Annotated in this window: 16 protein-coding genes and 1 riboswitch; of the genes, 4 read left to right on the top strand and 12 right to left on the bottom strand. The window is 43.8% G+C overall.

Going from position 1 to position 18,476, the window contains the following annotated elements; translation table 11 throughout:
- Positions 1–240 precede the first annotated feature (240 nt).
- From ACJJIP_RS11815 to ACJJIP_RS11770, 10 genes are all read right to left on the bottom strand, one after another.
- Positions 241–957, bottom strand: a complete 717-nt coding sequence (locus ACJJIP_RS11815) for a hypothetical protein (protein WP_444945188.1) — start codon at positions 955–957, stop codon at positions 241–243.
- A 33-nt stretch (positions 958–990) separates the two neighbouring features.
- Complete coding sequence (locus tag ACJJIP_RS11810) at positions 991–1,653, bottom strand: class I SAM-dependent methyltransferase (protein WP_282950834.1); 663 nt, start codon at positions 1,651–1,653, stop codon at positions 991–993.
- A gap of 397 nt (positions 1,654–2,050) precedes the next feature.
- Positions 2,051–2,494 (bottom strand): YtoQ family protein, encoded by a 444-nt coding sequence (locus ACJJIP_RS11805; RefSeq protein ID WP_020415087.1) that lies wholly within the window; start codon positions 2,492–2,494, stop codon positions 2,051–2,053.
- 186 nt (positions 2,495–2,680) lie between these two features.
- Positions 2,681–3,136: a nuclear transport factor 2 family protein gene (locus tag ACJJIP_RS11800; protein ID WP_282950833.1), complete on the bottom strand. Its 456-nt coding sequence runs from the start codon at positions 3,134–3,136 to the stop codon at positions 2,681–2,683.
- A gap of 102 nt (positions 3,137–3,238) precedes the next feature.
- Positions 3,239–4,117 (bottom strand): choline kinase family protein, encoded by an 879-nt coding sequence (locus ACJJIP_RS11795; RefSeq protein WP_353375214.1) that lies wholly within the window; start codon positions 4,115–4,117, stop codon positions 3,239–3,241.
- Positions 4,118–4,145: 28 nt separating this feature from the next.
- Positions 4,146–4,811 carry a nicotinamide riboside transporter PnuC gene (gene pnuC, locus ACJJIP_RS11790; RefSeq protein WP_353375215.1) on the bottom strand — a complete coding sequence of 222 codons (666 nt, stop codon included), beginning with the start codon at positions 4,809–4,811 and terminating at the stop codon, positions 4,146–4,148.
- Complete coding sequence (locus ACJJIP_RS11785) at positions 4,804–5,067, bottom strand: hypothetical protein (protein WP_444945187.1); 264 nt, start codon at positions 5,065–5,067, stop codon at positions 4,804–4,806. Before ACJJIP_RS11785 ends, pnuC begins: the two co-directional genes overlap by 8 nt.
- A 60-nt stretch (positions 5,068–5,127) precedes the next feature.
- Positions 5,128–7,299, bottom strand: coding sequence for a TonB-dependent receptor (locus tag ACJJIP_RS11780; protein ID WP_444945186.1), 2,172 nt, complete (start codon positions 7,297–7,299; stop codon positions 5,128–5,130).
- Between the two features lie 57 nt (positions 7,300–7,356).
- A riboswitch (TPP riboswitch) is annotated at positions 7,357–7,472 on the bottom strand.
- A gap of 190 nt (positions 7,473–7,662) precedes the next feature.
- Positions 7,663–8,667, bottom strand: a complete 1,005-nt coding sequence (locus ACJJIP_RS11775) for an MBL fold metallo-hydrolase (protein WP_444945185.1) — start codon at positions 8,665–8,667, stop codon at positions 7,663–7,665.
- Positions 8,668–8,726: 59 nt separating this feature from the next.
- Positions 8,727–9,440, bottom strand: a complete 714-nt coding sequence (locus ACJJIP_RS11770) for an HD domain-containing protein (protein ID WP_282950827.1) — start codon at positions 9,438–9,440, stop codon at positions 8,727–8,729.
- An 86-nt stretch (positions 9,441–9,526) separates the two neighbouring features.
- Between ACJJIP_RS11770 and ACJJIP_RS11765 the strand changes: the two genes are divergently transcribed.
- The gene (locus tag ACJJIP_RS11765) at positions 9,527–10,120 is read left to right on the top strand and encodes a TetR/AcrR family transcriptional regulator (protein ID WP_444945184.1); all 594 of its coding nucleotides are present in this window, start codon (positions 9,527–9,529) and stop codon (positions 10,118–10,120) included.
- Between the two features lie 1,322 nt (positions 10,121–11,442).
- A complete protein-coding gene (locus tag ACJJIP_RS11760) occupies positions 11,443–12,576 on the top strand; it encodes an alpha/beta fold hydrolase (RefSeq protein WP_444945183.1) in 1,134 nt (377 codons plus the stop codon).
- Between the two features lie 184 nt (positions 12,577–12,760).
- Here the strand turns inward: ACJJIP_RS11760 and ACJJIP_RS11755 are convergent, their stop codons facing one another.
- Positions 12,761–13,093, bottom strand: a complete 333-nt coding sequence (locus ACJJIP_RS11755; RefSeq protein ID WP_020415097.1) for a hypothetical protein — start codon at positions 13,091–13,093, stop codon at positions 12,761–12,763.
- A gap of 854 nt (positions 13,094–13,947) precedes the next feature.
- Here ACJJIP_RS11755 and ACJJIP_RS11750 point away from each other — a divergent pair.
- Together ACJJIP_RS11750 and ACJJIP_RS11745 are read left to right on the top strand one after the other, a co-directional pair.
- Positions 13,948–14,850, top strand: coding sequence for a helix-turn-helix transcriptional regulator (locus ACJJIP_RS11750; protein ID WP_353375221.1), 903 nt, complete (start codon positions 13,948–13,950; stop codon positions 14,848–14,850).
- Between the two features lie 601 nt (positions 14,851–15,451).
- Entirely contained in the window at positions 15,452–17,221 is a 1,770-nt protein-coding gene (locus ACJJIP_RS11745) for a DUF885 domain-containing protein (RefSeq protein WP_444945182.1), read from the top strand.
- 84 nt (positions 17,222–17,305) lie between these two features.
- Here ACJJIP_RS11745 and ACJJIP_RS11740 read toward each other — a convergent pair whose 3' ends face one another.
- Positions 17,306–18,469, bottom strand: a complete 1,164-nt coding sequence (locus tag ACJJIP_RS11740; RefSeq protein WP_252085684.1) for an acyl-CoA dehydrogenase family protein — start codon at positions 18,467–18,469, stop codon at positions 17,306–17,308.
- Between the last annotated feature and the right edge of the window lie 7 nt (positions 18,470–18,476).

The raw sequence follows: 18,476 nt of genomic DNA, 5'->3' as shown, positions 1-18,476 counted from the left end.
ACTTTGCCTTATGTTGTTATCGACTGGACCCTTTACAGCAGAATACACAACTGTAGTGAAATATATCGGTTAATCAACCGGGCATTAAGGGTCTATTTGCTCGCGAGGCCTGGCAAGATCTTTAAGGTAAAGATACTTGACTAAGTTATTGGGTACGAGACCAGGTAACCTTTAGCCCAAACTGGAAATAGGGCGTATTGGGACAGATGCCAGCGGTTAAGCATAATTCTTTGAGGGTTGTTAAGAGTCGATATTGATAAAGATTACACGATTATCAGACTCAATTCTGAGTAGGGCTTTGTCTTCAAAAAAAAGTGGGCTCTTCTTGGTAGTGCTGTAATTAGGGTTAAATTGTTTCTTTATAAACTTTACCTGATTGTTTGTTTCCCAGCTGACAGATGATGGCCCCCAGGACTCAGGCCTTATACTGTAAACAGGTGTCAGGCCATTCACAGTTAAAAGATAGAGCTCTAGAAGGTTTTCATTGAAGCCAGCATCCAGGTCTTGCTCCACTGTCAGGATATATTGCCCATTTGGAGAGGTGAGAGGATAGCCTTCCAGGGAGTATTCGACACCATTCTTTAAACTTAAAAGAATATAGTCACTGGATTCCCATAACTGTCTATATATCAATAAGTAACTATCAGCCACGAACTCGAGAGCCGAATAGGTATACTTTTCTCCTGGGGGATTTTCTTCATGGGAGTCCTGATAAGTTTTGGTTGTGCCATTTTTCAGGGTTACTATTAAAGAAAAAAGTTTGTTACGTTTGATAAGGCCCGTATTTTCAAGCAGCTTACTTTCTATAGAGCGCGCGCAGTTATGAGAATTATGAATATTGGGGCAATCAAACTTACCTTCTATTGCACTGAAGTGGACTGCAAAACTTAAGCTGGGAGTTATTACTGTAGATAGGAAGCCCAAAATAATAAGTAGCTTTTGTAGTTGACTTATCATAAGGGCTTCCTCTGCCGCTAGAGAATACTTTAATTAGATTTTTCCTTTAGCGCTAAATAGCGCCACACAGCCTTTTACTTCTATTTGATACTCTTTGAACTTGCTTTCGAGGTAAGTTTCGAGGTCTTCCTGGCAATCCTCGGTATTGGAAAAAATTCCCTTTTTATTGTAGATGGCCATTAATTTCTTTGCTGCAGTGTTCCTGGGTACACCTTTTGATAAAATCGTGGAACCAAATACAACTCCGGATTCAGAAAGTAGTGCACTAACGTGGTCTAAGGCTGATAGTTTTTCTGGCAGTTTTCCTGGGAGACAATGGAATAAATAGTTCAGAGAAATGGAATCAAATTTTTCAGTGACTAAGTCAATTTTATCCAGCACATTACAGCGAAACTGAAGTGGGCTGTACCGTGCAACTCTAGCAGCAGAAACATCCAGACTATTTTGGTTCAAATCCATCAATCCCAGCCGTACATCACCGGAGGGGAAGGTGCACTTATCGAGGAAATATCCTGTTCCAACACCGACATCCAAGTGGTTTGACGTTATGTGCTGGTTGAAGTGCTTGAGAATGCCTGGAGTGGGACATTGCCAAATAAAGCGGTTGGATAGCCCTAGAACCCAAAGATCGTACAGCCAGAGTACGGGTTTGGAGTAAACGGCTTGTCCCTGCTCAACTTCTTTTGTAACGGCCATGTACATCTCCTGCAAGTCTGACTGGAAGTTAACTATTGGTCTAATTTTGAACACTATAGTAGCACTTTTTCAGCATAAAGCTGAAGTTGATACCCGTGTAGTGAGTGGTGGTTCTAACTGTCAGGCTTTTGGTTAGCGGTATAAAGCAGCTCTTCACCATGAAAGCTAAACTCTTGCAGGTATAAACGAATGTGCCTTTTTTGTGAGAGAGTTTGGTATATACAGACTTTAATTGAATAATGCCTAAATAGTTTTTGGTTCCATTTAAGTTGGTTAGGCAAGTGAAGAACCGAATAAATAATTACAATGAGTATGAACTAGAAAAATAAAGCTGCCTGGCCTTCCATTGTAAATAGAGTTGAGAAGAGCAGCCCTATATCCAGCTGCCCTTAAGCCATTAAGCTTGAGTGGTTAAATACTTAAGAATATCCACAACCTGGTCCGGTGTTTGCGCCCAGGCTTGAGCAGCACCATCAACTTCTTTTAATGCATGTACCAGTGATTCATCATGTAGAGTGATATAGGATTTACCAAGCGCTGCGCAGTATCCAGCATCGAACGCTGCATTCCATTGTTTATATTTTTCACCAAAGCGGATAACAGCCAGGTCACAATTTTCTATGTGGTGTTTAATCCGTATCGCGTTGACCTTGGCAGACTTATGATCTCGCCAGAAGGAGTTATCTTCCACGCCAAGGCCATCGCCAGCTGCATCACTGGCATCGTGATTGGTCACCGCAGAGGAGAAAGAGATTTCCAGTCCCTGCTTATTGCAGCCTTCGATTATCTGGGTTCTCCAGTCAGAGTGGATTTCTCCAGAGAGATATACTTTCAGTTTCATAGTTTAGTTACCTGATAGTGGTAAACAATAGAGTTTGATGCTTAGGAAATGATTTTACAATATGATTTTGACTTGAAAGGAGGGGACTACTGATTGAGTTAAATAGGATGTATCAATGCGTCATTAGCGCTGAAGTATAAGACCAAAATCCCTTTTGGCTCTTACTTATTGGTGGTTAAGGTAGCCTTATGGCTTAAACACTACATTTTCTGGTACTTTTCCAGACGGCAGTCTTGTAGAGTGCAATTGAGAGAGGAGCCACTTTCCTTGCACTTTCTTTAGAATAGCGCTTTCGAGCCAGTAAACATCCTGGCTCTTGTTCTTTGCAGCAAAATTGGCCTTATTCCAATAGTTGATTGTGACTAGATCTGGCCTCTCATCAAAGTCAATAATGCTAAAGTAATTGGTTCTAACAGTATCTGACGGCTTTGCCACCTTAATTAGATCTTCAATCGTCCATACTTCACCATGTTCGAGCAAGAGAAAAGACTCAGTTACGGTGCCTCTCATACGCTCATGGTCTACATCTGATAGGTAATTTAGAAGGTTCTCGATAGTTTTGAATGCTTCAGGCTTCTCTTGCGCCTGTGCGTTACCGATTGTCAAAACAAACAACATCAATGTAAAAACAATTTTTTGCATAAGTTATATTCCTGGTTCTTAGAAGTTAATTTTTAGTAACGGGAGTGTTGATTTTACAATATTTGCTCCATCAAGTGCCTAAATTCCTTAAGGTGAGCGAAGCTATATATGTAAGGCGGGTTCCGATCGGAGCAGGCTCTTGCTGATACTGTCTATTTTTTCAGCAAAAAAATTGTTTTTTGGGATCTCAGAGCCCCACTGTACAGCATACCAGAGTAAGCTTAGATATTTGTACATTCTGCGCCAATGGTATAGGCGTTGCCAATGTTCTCGGGCCGGATTACGCCTAAGATACAGCTCGAGTAGGGATTGTTGCTGAATTCTGCTGAGCTGATGTTCCTCTATGATCACGGCGAGGTCATAGAAGCGATCGCCCATAGCCGCGTACTCCCAATCAATGGCATAAAGCCGCCTGGCCTTTCCAGCGATGAGGTTTCCAGTGCTTAGATCATTATGGCAAAGAGAGAACCCATCACCTAGCTGTTCCGCGGCAGCAATATGGGAAGGGATTTTTTGGTGAAGCTGTACTAGAGTCGGGTAGAAATCTGCTTGTTTATCAATCGAGCTCCAATATTGGTCAGCTTTATAGGATATATCCAAATGGGCATCAATTTCGGGGAGGCTGTGGATTCCATCAAGTAAATTGGCAACCTGTTCCAGAGCATCGGCATCATTTTTATTCCAAGGTCGCCCTTCAATAAAGCGGGTAACTTGGTATTGATATGCTGGGTCACTGTAGACTAAAGGAGCGCATAGCCCGGCGCTACTTGCTCTTACAAGGACGTTGGTTTCTGTTTGTCGGTTTAAATCTAGAGCACCACTGTATTGTGAATTGATACGTAGAATTAATAGCTCTTGGTTTGTCTTGAGTAGAAATGTTTGGTTCGTTTGCCCTCCTGTGAGCTGTCTGACCACAGTGGGTCTGGATTGGCTCCATAGGGGCCAGTCCTGGGGCAGCATATCATCTAGGGGGTTACTCATGACTATGGGGCGCTCGTTTCAAGACCAGTTAAATAAGAGTGGCTGCTCTATCAGTTACTGCTTCGCTCGCAGATATTTCAGACTGCCTTTCCTTTCTATAAATGGCATGCCACTGGAAAAAGCCGATGATTACTAATATTACATAAAGTGAAAACAAGGCAGCCGTGGGGTATAGGCCTCTGTCCAGGTAAAGGTAAATTGAGGCACCATCAACCACAATCCAGTAAATCCAGTTCTCTAAGACTTTTCGAGTGACCATATAAGTTGTAACTATGGCCCCTAAAGTAGTAAAAGAGTCCAGGTAGGGCAGGGCGGCATTGGTTGTATTCTCCAGAATATAGCCAAGCAACAAGGTGAGCCCGCTGACGCTTGTCAGTACAAGAAGGTGGGTTTTAAGTGGCCAACGATGAATTTTGAGATCTTGTTGTTTATCTCGATGACTACGCCATTGCCACCAACCAAAAACAGCCATTACCAGGTAAAATACCTGCAGGGCCGATTCCATCAGCAGGCTGACGTCCCAAAATAAAAAAAGGTAAATGGCTGTGCTGGCAAAAGCGGCGTACCAACAGCTGATCTTCTCACGCATTGCAAGCAGTAGGTAGGATAGGGCCAATACAACTGCAGCAATTTCCCAGGTGGACATCGCGTTGATAGAAGCTGAAATAGCGCTAGTGAAATCTTGATCAAGCATCTGATGCCGCCGGTGAAAGATCCCCGTCTATAAATTTGCAAACAAAGATGACACGGCCAAACTGCTCATAGGATCTGCGCAATTCTAACTTGAGTACATCCATTAGCAAATCGTAGTCCCCAAAAACCTGAGTACTCATAGTATTGGTAATTACCTTGAGTTCTGGATATTTATTGAGTCGATCAATAAATGCTTGGATGCCGGGGATATACTCATCCTTCAGTGGGTACATACTGATTTCTACTGAGAGCCTCACAACGCCTCCTATTGAAAGCAAAAGTTGGGGTGGTATAGACCACCCCCAATGATACAACTATTAGAAAGTATAAGTACCGCTTATACCGGCGATACGAGGCTCGCCAAATTGATAATAGGCTTCTGGCGCATAGCCATTGGCAGGGTTGTTACCATATTGGTTGCTAAAATAGAAACCCCTGGTGTAATAGTCTTCATCAGTTAAGTTTCTGCCCCATAAGGACAGATCCCAATTATCACCCTGGTATGTCAGCCGGGCATTGACTAATTCATAGGCATTAGATTTTTCATTGTGGCTATTGGAGAAGTAGAACTCGTCCTTTCCTTCCAGCTCTAAGCGCAGAACTAAGTTGGGCAGGAGAGAAATTTCGCTGCCAGTGAAAAATTGATAGCTTGGCGCATGGGCTACGTCTCGACCATCCAGGTTTACAGGTGCTCCCTGGGAGTCATCTCTTGCGTCGACATGAGAGCCGGTTATAAAGTTTTCAAACTCCGCATTTAGCCAGCCTGCAGAGGCAAAGATGCGCAGGGAATCTGTAGCAAAGTAGTTAAACTCTACTTCCAGCCCGGAAGTTTTACCTCCCGCGGCATTGGCCAGGTAGTCGTGAAAGGAAACTTCATCTTCATTAAATATGAAGACGGATTGTTTTGCCTGGATATCATTGCGATCCTGGTAGAAAGCAGCCAACTGGGCATGCAAGCGGTTGTCGAACCAATTGCCTTTAATACCTATTTCGTAGTTAAGCATATGCTCAGTATCAAAATCGAAGAAATTAGGGCTAATTTCTACATTTCTCACTGATTCAGAGATGATTACACCATTGATACCGCCGGCCTTGTATCCTCGGGATACCGTCGCATACGCCATAGTATTTTCGGAGTAGTGATACTCCAGAGTGATATTGCCACCCCAGAGGTCCTCGCTGATATCCCTGGCAGTGAACAGGGAATCTGTGTAATCAGCACTTCGCTTCTCCAGGCGGAGCCCTGTCACCAGATTTAAGCTGGCGGTCAATTCAGTATTAAGTTGGCCATAAATCGCTGTGTTTCTTGTGTCAAACTCACTGGAAAAGTATTCAACATCAGCCCCAAACTCCTCATTAGAGGTTTTGGTGCGTAATAAATCCTCACGTTCTATACGCTCATATATACCTACAACCCAGCTGCTACGGCCAGAAAAGAGTTTGGATACATCAGTAGAAAGCAAGCGCAAGTCTAGGCTGATGTTATCTTTGTCGCGATGGTAATTGTCTTTTTGGCTGTATTCCCATGGGTGAAAGCCTTGATAACTCCAGTCTTCGTCGTAACCGTATTCTGTGTCTGAATCTGCGAGGCTCAGCGTGGCATCCAAGTGGAATAGCTCACTCCCTGACCACTGTGCGGCTAGGGCTCCGGCCCAGGTTTCCTGTCGATCCGAGCCTGGTTCGTCAGACAGTGTTTCACGGGTGTTGTATAAGGAGAAGGCATCATAGCCGTTGTCAACATTCACATAGAGCAGAGAGAGGCCAAAATTCAGGTTGTCACTAGGCGTGTAGGCCAGCTTACTTCTTAGCACTGATTCATCAATATTGTTGGTATTATCACTGCCCAGGAATGCATTCTCTGTATAGCCATCGGATTTTTGCCTATTGGCAGCGATTCGATAACCAAGTTGATCGGCTAATGGGCCGCTGGAAATTACAGAAATATTGCGTCCATTGTATTCACTTACCTCGGCAGATACTTTTGCCATGGGTTCAGTGGTAGGAGCGGCGCTGGTCATATTGATCAGACCCGCCAGGGCGTTGGCACCATACGCAGTGCCTTGGGGCCCGCGAAGAATCTCTACTTGATCGATATCCAGGGTGCTGGCAGCGAGCCCGAGGCCGGTGAAGTCAATACCATCGATAACCAGGCCAACAGAGGGGTTCACAGGGTCTATAAATTGGCTGCGCTCGCCAATACCGCGAATTTGGATGAAGCGGCCCCGTGATGCACCGGAAGAGAAATTTACATTTGGTGCCATATTCAGGATCTGATCCAGATTGCTCGCACCCCGGGCCTTGATTGTATCGGCATTAACCACTGTCGCGCTGGTAGCCAAGTCCAACAGGTTGGTATTGCGTAATTGGGCAGTGACTACGACCTCTTCAATCCCTGCTTCCCTCGATTCAGCAACTGCCAGCCCCGCAGACAAGCTGGCTACAATGCTAACAGACCAGGCAATGGGGTGGGCTTTGAACAGATTCTTCATGGTTCTCTCTCGAATCAACACAAGTGAAAGAGACCCGGAGCGCGACGTGAGGAGGCGTTTGGTGAGGTTACCTATCCCTACGCCGGTATTAACCGGATCAGGTTCAAGGGTTTGCCCGGAAGAATCAAAAGTCCTCTGGGCATCTCAGGCCAAGGCCACCCCTTAGGTTCGCGGGCGCGATGATAGCAGAAGTTGAGGGAGGAAAGGGGTCTAAGTGTAATATTCAAGATGTCAAAATCTATATCTAATGTGTCACCCCTTCCGTATGCTAATCACAGTATATAATCCTTTCCTCAACTCCATGACGTGAAGGAACTTAAGAAGGAGAGATCTGCAAGTAAAGGTACTATATACATTCTGTATCTAGTAACCTAAGTAGGTGCCTCCCACTTGTCCTGCAAAGTGCGGAATAAACATGGCGTCAAAGCCATGCCAGTCACCGTATTTACTTTGTAGCTCAGGGTAAACTATATCAAAAATGGCTCGTAATTTTTTCCCTTGATCAGGTTCATAATTAATTTTAGACATCTCACGTTCTACGGTTTTACGAAAATCTACCATCATATTTCTATAGTGAATTAAATCTCTTCTATCTCCTTCGTTAAAGTGGCTGGGAATATAAATTTTTGCATTTAATTCAATCAGGCGATCGAGGGCCCGTATGTAACCGGGGAAATACCAGTCGGGCAGACCAAAAGGGGGAAATGCGTTCACGAACATCATATCTGGAGCAAATACGATGTCTTCACTTTCAATATAAAATCCATACAATGTTGTTGAGTGGGATTCAGGCATATATAGGAAGTGGACAGTTTGATCTCCAAATTTTAAAGATTTATCACCATCTATTGGACTAGTTACAGGTAGGATTTTATTTAATGGGTGCTCCCAATCTTGGATTAGATGGTTAATATTATTATGTCCGACGACAATTTTGGGGCTTAGATGTGCTCCACCACGGATGTGATCCAAGTGATTATGGGAGTAGACTAACCAGCGTACGGGGTGTTCGGGAAATTGTTTTTGTAGCTCATTAGAAAGTGATTTGCTGAAATTTTCATTAAAGCAATCAAAAACCGCCAATCCGTCATTCGTCTTCAGGACCACTGCCCGGTTCATTCCCAGACGAAAACTATAAACTCGATCACTATGTTGAACAAATTTTGAAGGTAATTCTGTAAAAGGTTCAAAATAGTCGACCGGAATCGCCTGTTTCATCATGGCTTTTCGAATCTCGGATTCACAGGCGCTGACTATGAGGGCACTAAATATTAAGAGTGCTATATTTATTAAACCTTTCTGTCTGACTTTTTCCCTTTGTCTAAAGCATCTTCTGGCTGGCTTTGAGTAATTTCTTTGGTGAGGCATAGTGACTCTCCTGACAAGTTACTTTGTAATATTAATAAATAGGAGGTCTGAAAGAGTACTTAAAAAGGGGTTTCTTCTATTTTTTTTAGAAAGCCAAGTTCTACAAATGGCCTCATATAACTTTGTGGTTTTCTCCCGACTTGATCGTTGAGCATGCTTTTCATACCCTGCTTAAAATCCAGTCTGGGATACTCATTAATTACTTCAGACAAGGTTTTGGGATGAATATCACTCAACCATAACCCGGCAATATCCAGCCCTGCGGCAAAATGTAGTAGGGCAATCTCCGGGTCTTTTTTGTGCGCAATTCCAACAGAGTTGTGATGAGCGATCATCTCATGTACTAAATCAGCCTTCTCGGTAGAGATGTTATGACCAATACAAAAGGATCTTGCTGCTTGAGCTCCGTCTAGCTCAAAAGTACCACCGACATCATAGGCCGGGGTTAGTCCTATATCATGCATGATGGCACCAAGAAAGTAGACTTCTTGATCTATCACTGTCTTTACTTTGTGACTCATTGCTAAGCCGAATGCATAGCTTCTAAGGCTGTGGTTGAGGAGGAAGTCGGGGCTGCATTGAGCCACCATATCCAACGCTTTTTTACAGCTCATCGAGTCAGGAATTTGATAGACCTCTTTAGCAACATACTGAATGTGCTCCCTCTTCAGGTAGCGAATAGTGCGTGTGTAAGTTGCACTTGCACTGGATGTAACAAAGCGGCAGGCCAGACAAGGCAAAGGTGGCGGTATTTTATTCGTTGTAAGTTCCATAATATCATTTATTTTGTACCGTTTCGAACAATAAAATATGATAGGCTTTCTGCGGTGTCAACAATTATGTTCGGAGTAGTACAAAAATGAAAAAGAGAAGAGGCCGTCCACCTAAATATGATGCCACTGAGGCCCTGGAGGGCGCTCTCCAGGTATTTTGGCGCAAGGGCCTCACAGCTACTTCTTTAGATGATCTGGCTGAGTCGATGAAGATGAACAGGCCAAGTATTTACGCCGCTTTTGGTGACAAAGTATCCATTTACCGTAAAGCTTTTGCGCAGTTTGCGAATCAGCTAGGTAAAGAACTTGATGCAATATTGAATGATGGTGCTCCTTTGCAGGATGCTATGCTGCGATTCTATGGACAGGCGCTGGAAACTTATCTGCTAAAAGACGAATCGCTGGGTTGTTTTGCTACTTGCACTGCACCAGTGGAATCATTGGCTCATCCAGATGTTCAAGATGACTTGAAAATTTTGATTGCAAGAATTGATAGCCAACTGGAAAGACGACTCCTGCGCGCACAGGAGGATGGGGACTGGCCTATAGATCGAGACGTTCAACCGACAGCTAAATTGCTACATGCTGCCTTGCAAAGCTTGGCTATACGAGCAAGAGGTGGCGAGGCCCGAGAAACTCTGGTCGATTTTTACTACGCTACAGTCAAGATGCTGTGTTGATCCTAATGGGAATCACAATCAACATGTATAAATGCTCCTTATCTGGATTGTGCTTTAAGCACGGCATATGTAAGGAATATGTTCGATTTTTATTGGGCTTTCTATCTAAGGCAAAGATAAGATTGTTGTTTGCTATAGCATAAATTTTTAATCACTACCATGGAGCTATCAGCTACTTCAGTAGTTCGATATTTCGCCTTGCGAGAAGCCTAAATTGTATATATTCGAGAATAAGGAATACAAGATGGCAGGCTGTAAGTATGTGAAACTTCTCACATGAAAGAATAAATACCCAAAAAGCATCCACATGTAATATTTGATAAGCCTCATAGGTTAATACCTGTATCATGAGGGTTGATGAATTGCTGTTCGTGAGTATTTGGCTTCAAAAGAAGGAGGTTAAAGGAAAGGTTTAGGATATTTTTATTTTTGGCAGTGAAAAATTGTAAGCTTTGAATTTGCCATGTAGGTCATGGACGTGTGATTTTTAGCTTTGGTCGGTAATTTACCTCTTGATTATTAAAAGCAAGAATTAGGCTAAAATTTCATCACTTAGTAATAGCGCGAGCTGTAAGAAGATGATTTCTTTCCTGCACCACTTTCCCATTCTATGTTCAATGACTGACGGCGAGTGATTATCGGCACGCAATTAATCTGTGAGTCATGTAAGTGGCTGTTGTTTACAGATGGCCAAATGGCTTGAGAAAATGGCAGGGTGGTTTCCCAGGCTTGTTTGCCGAATTGCTATGTTTGGCGGGGTTACCACTTGATGTATTCGAAGTTGTAAACGAATTATCTCGGTTCGCTCTCGAAACTCTTCCTAATTTATCAAGGTATCACAGCAAACAAGAGTGAGTATTTCGATTATGGGTATAACAATCCGAATGCTTGGAGAGCTGGCAGTTTATCGCGATGGGGTACCGATAAGCCTTCCCCCCTCAAAAAGAACTCGTGCACTCTTGGCATTTTTAGTACTGGCAGCTCGGCCTCATCGCCGCGATCGTTTATGTGAGATATTCTGGGAGTTGCCAGATGACCCAAGGGCATCTCTAAGGTGGTCTTTGAGCAAGATTCGCCCAATTGTCAATGATTCTTGTGGGGAGCGCCTGATAGCAGATCGAGAGAGGGTCCGACTAGAGGGGGAAGATGTCCACATTGATATAAAGTCGATAGCGCTAAAGCTAGGCGATCCTGATCTTTCGGTAGAAGAGCTTCTATCTATAGATACTGCTCTTAAAGAGCCATTTCTGGACGGAATTGATTTACCGGATCAAGAATTATTCCAGCAATGGTTACTCGCGGAGCGAGAGGAAATAGGGCGATTGCGGGGTAAGGTGCTCTCCCGTTTGTCATCTCATCCTGATACATCACTTCCAGATCAACTCAAGTGGGTGCGCAGCTGGGAAGCTTTGGAGCCCTATAATACCCGCGCTGCGGCTCAGTTGTTAGTTAAACTGGAGGCACTAGGTTTTACCAAAGAAGTGGCTAATGTTCGGCCAAAATTTTTGGAGAGATTTAGAAAGGCTGGGATTGCATGGTCTCCCCAGGTTTTATCATTGGGAGAGGCTAAAGATACCAATATTGATAATCAGTATCTTGAGCGTAAGCTTCTTACACAGCAAAAAGTTGGGTTCTGCAGTGCTTCGGATGGCGTTCGTATTGCCTATGCAGCTGTTGGGGATGGTTCTCCCATTGTTAAGGCGGCTAATTGGTTAAGTCACCTTGAGTATGACTGGGATTCGCCAATTTGGAGCCCTTTGTTCCGAGAGCTTTCCTCGGATCATCAATTCATTCGCTACGATGAGCGTGGTAATGGACTCTCAGATTGGGATGTTAACAATATCTCTTTTGAGTCTTTTGTGACCGACTTAGAGACTGTCGTAGATGCATGTGGTGTCGATAAATTTACTTTGCTCGGCATATCACAGGGAGCAGCTGTATCTATTGAATATGCAGTGCGGCACCCTGAAAGGGTAAAAAGTCTTATTCTTTTTGGCGGTTATGCAGCAGGTTGGCGGACAGGGGCTACTGATGCCGTAATTAAAGAGCGAGAAGCTATAATAACCCTCACTGAGACTGGCTGGGGGCAAGATAATCCTGCATATAGACAAATTTTTTCTTCGACATTTATGCCGAGTGCAAATGCAAGTGAGCTAGCCTGGTTTAACGAATTTCAACGCTTAACCACCTCTCCTGAAAATGCCGCGCGGTTCCTCTCTGTATTTGGGGATATTGACGTTCGTAATCAGCTTAAAAAAGTAAGTGTTCCTACATTGGTCATTCATTCGATAGGGGATCAACGTATCCCGGTAAAGGTAGGTTTTGATATCGCATCAAGTATTCCAAATTGTAGATTTATTGGTTTGGATAGTGATGGCCATTTATTACTTGGGCGTGAGCCTGCTTCAAAAATATTTGTAGAAGAAGTGCGGAAGTTTATTGGCAGCTCTTATTGATATAAGCTAAAGCAAGGCAGTACCTTTAATAACCTTCAAATTATACAGGCAGGCCATACTTAATAGCGGCATATTGAGTAAATCATTTTTAATTTGTCAACTCTTTTCCAAATGTACTATGACAAGCAAAGCTTTGCCTCACTGTAAGTGATTGGAGCAGAGTTTTTGCTATTAAGTAAATTTTTTACAAAAGATAAACGGCCAGCTCTTGAGCGCTAAGATATCGGATTCCTGCTTGTGGATACTTGCGAATAAGATCTAAGGCAGCTGAGCGCGCAGAAGCCTCATCAGAGAATTTTTCTGGTAACTTTATGTTTGCAACTCGGTTTCCTGATTTGCAGCGAGTAACAATGATATATTGACCTCCCCATTTGCCCCAAAGTACTTCATCAGGATCTTCCTTGGGGGGAGGTGGAGGGGGAGTTTGTTCCTGTTCTTTAAAGGTTAATCCAGCTTCTGATTCCCAAATCATTTCAGCTAATTGGTTTAACTTCTGAGTGTAATCGTTGGTAGACATCATGCTCCTTGAGAATGATAAAGCGTATGCTGCATCAAGAAAAACTGCACAAGCTGGGAGTAAAAGGGCTCCCTAAGTAACGCAATTATAGCGTTTCGATGGAAGATATCTAGCCCTTAAAGCACTAATTGAAGTTTGGATAGGGGTTTACATTAATTAACAAATCGCTTTTGATGACTGGAGCTGCTCCAGCCTAAGGTAGTCATAGCCCTATTATTGTGATAATTAGTCTATGAAAGGATAGTGAATACTTGTGAATTTTCAGTCAGCTTGCATTATTTCCTAATAAACGGGCCAGAGCTATAAGAGCTATATAAACCTTTGATTGGTTAGGGGCGAGTCTAGAGCTGTTATATGAGCGGTGGAGCTATTTTACTTCGATGGTCATTTATGAGGCATATACTTCAAAATTTGTTATCTAAGGTCGATATTATTGACTGTAGGAATTGGGTGGTTGGTAAAACATATGACACTTGAAATTATATACTTATAGCGATAATTCCGGGTAAATTTACATTGCGGAAATCCAGACTTTATAAAGCACTCTTGAGGTGAGGTTGCCACTTTGAATGAAACTGGCTAGATCACTATCAAATTCAACGGTGGTTCAAACGGTGGTTCAAACGATATAGAGGTTCACTGGAGCTCGTTAACCACGTTGTCAAAGTCAATATCTATGCGGTTCACAGCCATATTCTCTCATATATTTGGAATATAAGTATGAGATTTATGCCAAAACAGGGAGCTGATTCCTGAAGATGCATTGGGGTCGCTGTGCAGAATATTGTAACCGCGCGACTGGTGACGAATTATTGATAGAGATTCTAGTGATTTAATAGTGTGTAGAGAGGGACATGGATATTCCAATCGGTAAGGAGCAGAATAGATTTGTTAATAGAGAGGTAGTAGTTGAATGCCGGCACTGTGGAAGCCTGTTTGAGCTAAAGATGCTGTCAGTTCCATATGGGGAATCTATTGGACTCAATTTTTCGTCACCTTTGAACTTGATTATGGTGGCGGCTGGTACTGCATTAGTTAAAGGTAATCAATCAAGCTTTGAGCTAACAGTGGGGCAGACGTGGCTGGCGAGCTCCAATAGTGACTTTCGTTTGAGTAGCGATTTAAGGGGACACAGTATTATTATAATATGCGTAGGCATTAGAGCTGCAATGATTACTAGATTCTACCAAAGATACGATAATACACTACTCCACAAAAGGAACGGGATAAATATAGACAGCTCAACACTTCCTGAAGATAAGGCGCCTATTGTTCTTCCTGGCTGTGAATTGACTCGGTTAACACTAGACTCCTTCAGACTGTTTAGCCTGTTAGGTGACGACGGTTTAAATACTCTTAAACTGGAAGAGCTACTGTTGCTTAAATTAAATAGTGATCACGGGCCAATACTTGCTGCGGAACTTCTGAATCATATAAACCCTTTACAGGAAAACTTTAGGCGATTTATGGAGGAAAACTTCACAAAAAACTGGTCTGTTGCTACCTTTGCAAAGCACATTGGTATGAGTTTAACTTCATTTAAGAATATGTTCGGGCAAGTATTTAGAGAGTCATCACCTAAGTCTTGGATTAATGAACGGCGACTCCGCTATGCGGATGCTCAATTAAGGACCACCCGTAAACGACTTATTGATATTGCCCTTGACAGTGGCTTTTCCAGTCAGTCCTATTTTACACAACTGTATAAGTTAAAATATGGTGTTTCACCACTAGGGGCGAGACAGCAGTGCGGTTAAATCTCATAATGAATGAGCATTATGGTGAGATCTTTAATTGATTGCAGCTTCTTTAATGCCGAATTAGGTACTTGCTTCCTGTTGATTACTTGAGTTGAAGTAAGGTCCTTTTTGCTGATCATTAGAATGTTAGCACTTATTGAGCTTGTCTATGCGCCCCATTGAATATATGTCAAGTAAACAGATCATGAGCTTGATGGAAAGGAATACCTCCTGTAGGGCTCAAGTGCGAGTATTAAGTATTCGTAGGCGCCATTCGATCTTGGTGCCAATAGTGCCGGTAGTCGAGTATTGGCTCGAGGTTAAGTCTCATCTATCACAGGGAAGCCTGAGTGGAGTGGGACGATTCTGTTTTTACTTGCTATTTTTTTGCGATAGTTACTTAAAGTGACTCGCTTAAGCGTAGTGGTCTTGCCAGATGTTATACCTCTGGCATCTATCTTTGAATCCTTTCCATTCACCGATACTGGGTATCAGCTATATTGAAAAAAAATCTGCTTGAATGCTTACTAGAAATTAAGTGTTAAGTGTTAAGTGTTAAGTGTTTTTAATCTGAAAGCAACTTTATTTAATTATTGATTTACAATTTGGTCTCTTCAGAATGATTAATATAAGCAGGGCAAGTTTAGGGGCGTTGGCATTTTCTTCAGCTTTGATGGGATGCACCCTAACCGAAAATAAAACCGATACGGCTGATCAGAAAGCAGTTAGTGACTCGGTATTACTCCATAAACTTGCAGATCAATATACTGATGTTTATTTAGATAACTTCCAGCCGTATGCATATTTCTCAGATATGGATCTGGACAGACATAATCTCTTCTTAAGTAATTCCCCCATAAATTCTGCTTCTATGGCTGCGGCTGAGGATAAAATACTCAAGGCTTTGGCTGAAATAGATCTAAATGGACTAAAAAGTGATCAAGAGAAGGTATTCTACTTCAAGCTGAAAGAGCGATTGGAGTCGAATGTTGGCTTAAGGGTCTGTAAGACTGAACTCTGGTCTGTTGATCATATGTTTGGCCCCCATATCATACTTGGCTTTTTGACAGAGGTTCAGCCGGTTGAAACTGCCCAAGACAGGGCAGACGCGATTGAGCGTTGGCTTGATGTGGCTCGTTATTATCAGCAAGAAATAGCTAATCTGAGTCGAGGGCTTGAGCAAGGTTACTCCGCACCCCAGAGCGTGGTGAAGCGAGTCATTCAGCAAGTTGATGGTTTGACCCAAGTACCCATTGATGAGCATCCTTTCCTGGGTTTAGCGAAGAAAGCTAAGGACCCGGAATTTGAGGCAGCATTTAAACAGGTGCTTTCAGATCACGTTATCCCCTCAATGGTGAATTATAAGAATTTTCTAGAATCCACCTATTTACCTGAAGCCAGAGCCGAGCTTGGCATCCATGCAATTCCTAATGGCCGTGAATGCTATATGGCTCAGTATCGTTCTTATACGACATTGCAGAGAACACCAGAAGAAGTTTTTGAGTTGGGTTTAAGTGCTGTCAACGCAAACAAGAGCGAAGTGGTTCGCTTAGGCAAGGAGTTCTATCAAGTAGATTCCTATTCTGAGGCAGTGGCAAGGGCCAGTGAAGATAAAACTCAGAAATTTAACAGCGCTGATGAAATGCATCAGTTTTTTGAGCGCTTGGTAGATAAGTCTAGAGATTTAACCGTAGACTTTTTCCATGAAATGCCTTTGATCGAAATGGAAGTGAAGGCCATCCCTGAACATGAGCAGGGTTCTGGTCGCAGTGCACACTATATTCCGGGCACTAAGGAGCGAAAGGCAAGATTTGGATATGACCCGACAACCTACCAGAATGAGTCATACGCTTCTGCCGAGAAGGTAACTATCCATGAAGGATACCCGGGCCATCATATGCAAATTGCTCTTGTACAGGAGCAGGAAAAGTTTCATAAAATTGAAGATGCCTTGTCTAACTCTGCTTTTGCTGAAGGTTGGGGCAGGTACTCTGAACATCTAGCGGAAGAAGCTGGGATGTATCAGTACGGGTCCACCAAAATCCTTAGGCGTGCTTGGCCTGCGCGAGGTATGGTAGCGGACACCGCAATGCATATACTCGGTTGGAGTGATGAAAAAGTTGCGGAGTTTTTGCAGGATTCTGGAGCCTCATTTGCTAAAGGCCCGAGGACTCTGATGGACCGAATGGCGGTTATGCCTGCGCAGCTTACCTCTTATGATTCTGGTGCACTTGAGATTTTCGCCTTGCGAGAACTGATGCAAAATGAACTGGGTGAGGACTTCGATATTAAGGACTTCCATGAGATTATTCTGAGAAATGGCAATGTCCCTATGGCCGTACTGAGTGAGCAGGTAAGGGACTTTATCGAAGAAAAGAAGAAAGGTTAATTTAGGATCTTTACTAATTCAGTCCCACACCCATGCGGGACTGAGTTATAAATAGGCTTAGCAAGAGGCTTTTATCCTGCTACTCTAAATTCCCATCTGCCTGGAAGCCAGATCCCGCATTATTTCTTCAGATCCGCCACCAATCGCATTCACCCGCACTTCACGATAGATACGCTCAATCCGACTGCCACGCATATAGCCTGCGCCACCTAACACCTGCATCGCTTCCCGGGCGCAGAATTCAAGGGTTTCTGTGGCTTGGACTTTGAGTAGAGCGATATCGGCTACCTTGAGCTGATGCTGTTGCTCCGCCCAGGCACAGAGGTCCAGATAGGCTTGGGTGGCATTGATGCGTTGAAGCATCTGGGCAAACTTGTGTCGAATCACCTGGTGATTGGCGAGGCGCTTTCCGAAAGTTTGACGCTCCTGAGCCCACTCAATGGCATCCTGCAAACAGACCCGGCTGAATTCTACACAAGAGGCGGCAATGCCCAGGCGTTCGCGATTGAAGTTGTGCACTATGGGTAAGAAACCTTGGTTCTCACCGCCAATTAGATTGCTCGCGGGCACGCGCACCTGATCAAAAAAGATACTGGCCGTATCAGAGCACCACCAGCCCTGCTTTTTATCGAGCAGCTGCCGGCTAACCCCTTTGGTATCCGCAGGGATTAAGAGCAGGGAGATACCGCCGAAGCCTTCTTCACCAGTGCGCACGGCAGCAGTAAACCAGTTAGCGCGCATGCCGCCGGTGATGTAGGTCTTTTCGCCGGTAACGATATAGTCATCCCCATCACGCTCTGCGCGGCACTGGAGATTGGCTACATCGGAGCCTGCGCCTGGTTCGGTAATTGCCAGGGAAATATGCTTATCACCACGTAATACCGAGGGAATAACCTGATCTTTTAGGGCCTCACTGCCATAGTGCAGTAATGGGGGCAGGGCAATGCCGTGGACCATCAGGCTGGCATACAGGCCACCAGCGCCGGGGCGGGCTAACTCCTCTGCGGCAACAATCATATGGAAGACATCGGTTTCGATGCCGCCGTAGTTTTCCGGATAACTCATCTGCAGAAGGCCAACTTCTGCGGCTTTTTTCCAAAGCTCGGCGGGTAGTTGGCCGTCTTCGTCCCATTGAGTGATGTAGGGAGTAATCTCGCGGTCGACAAAGCGGCGCAACTGGGTGCGCCATTCCTGATGGCCTTCGTCATAGAAGGGGCTTGCCATGCGGGAGGCATCAATATCGTACATGCTGATC

It is taken from the genome of Microbulbifer variabilis, assembly GCF_052467165.1.
The sequence above is the reverse complement of the archived record's forward strand: the minus strand, read 5'-3'. Positions and strand labels throughout refer to the sequence as shown.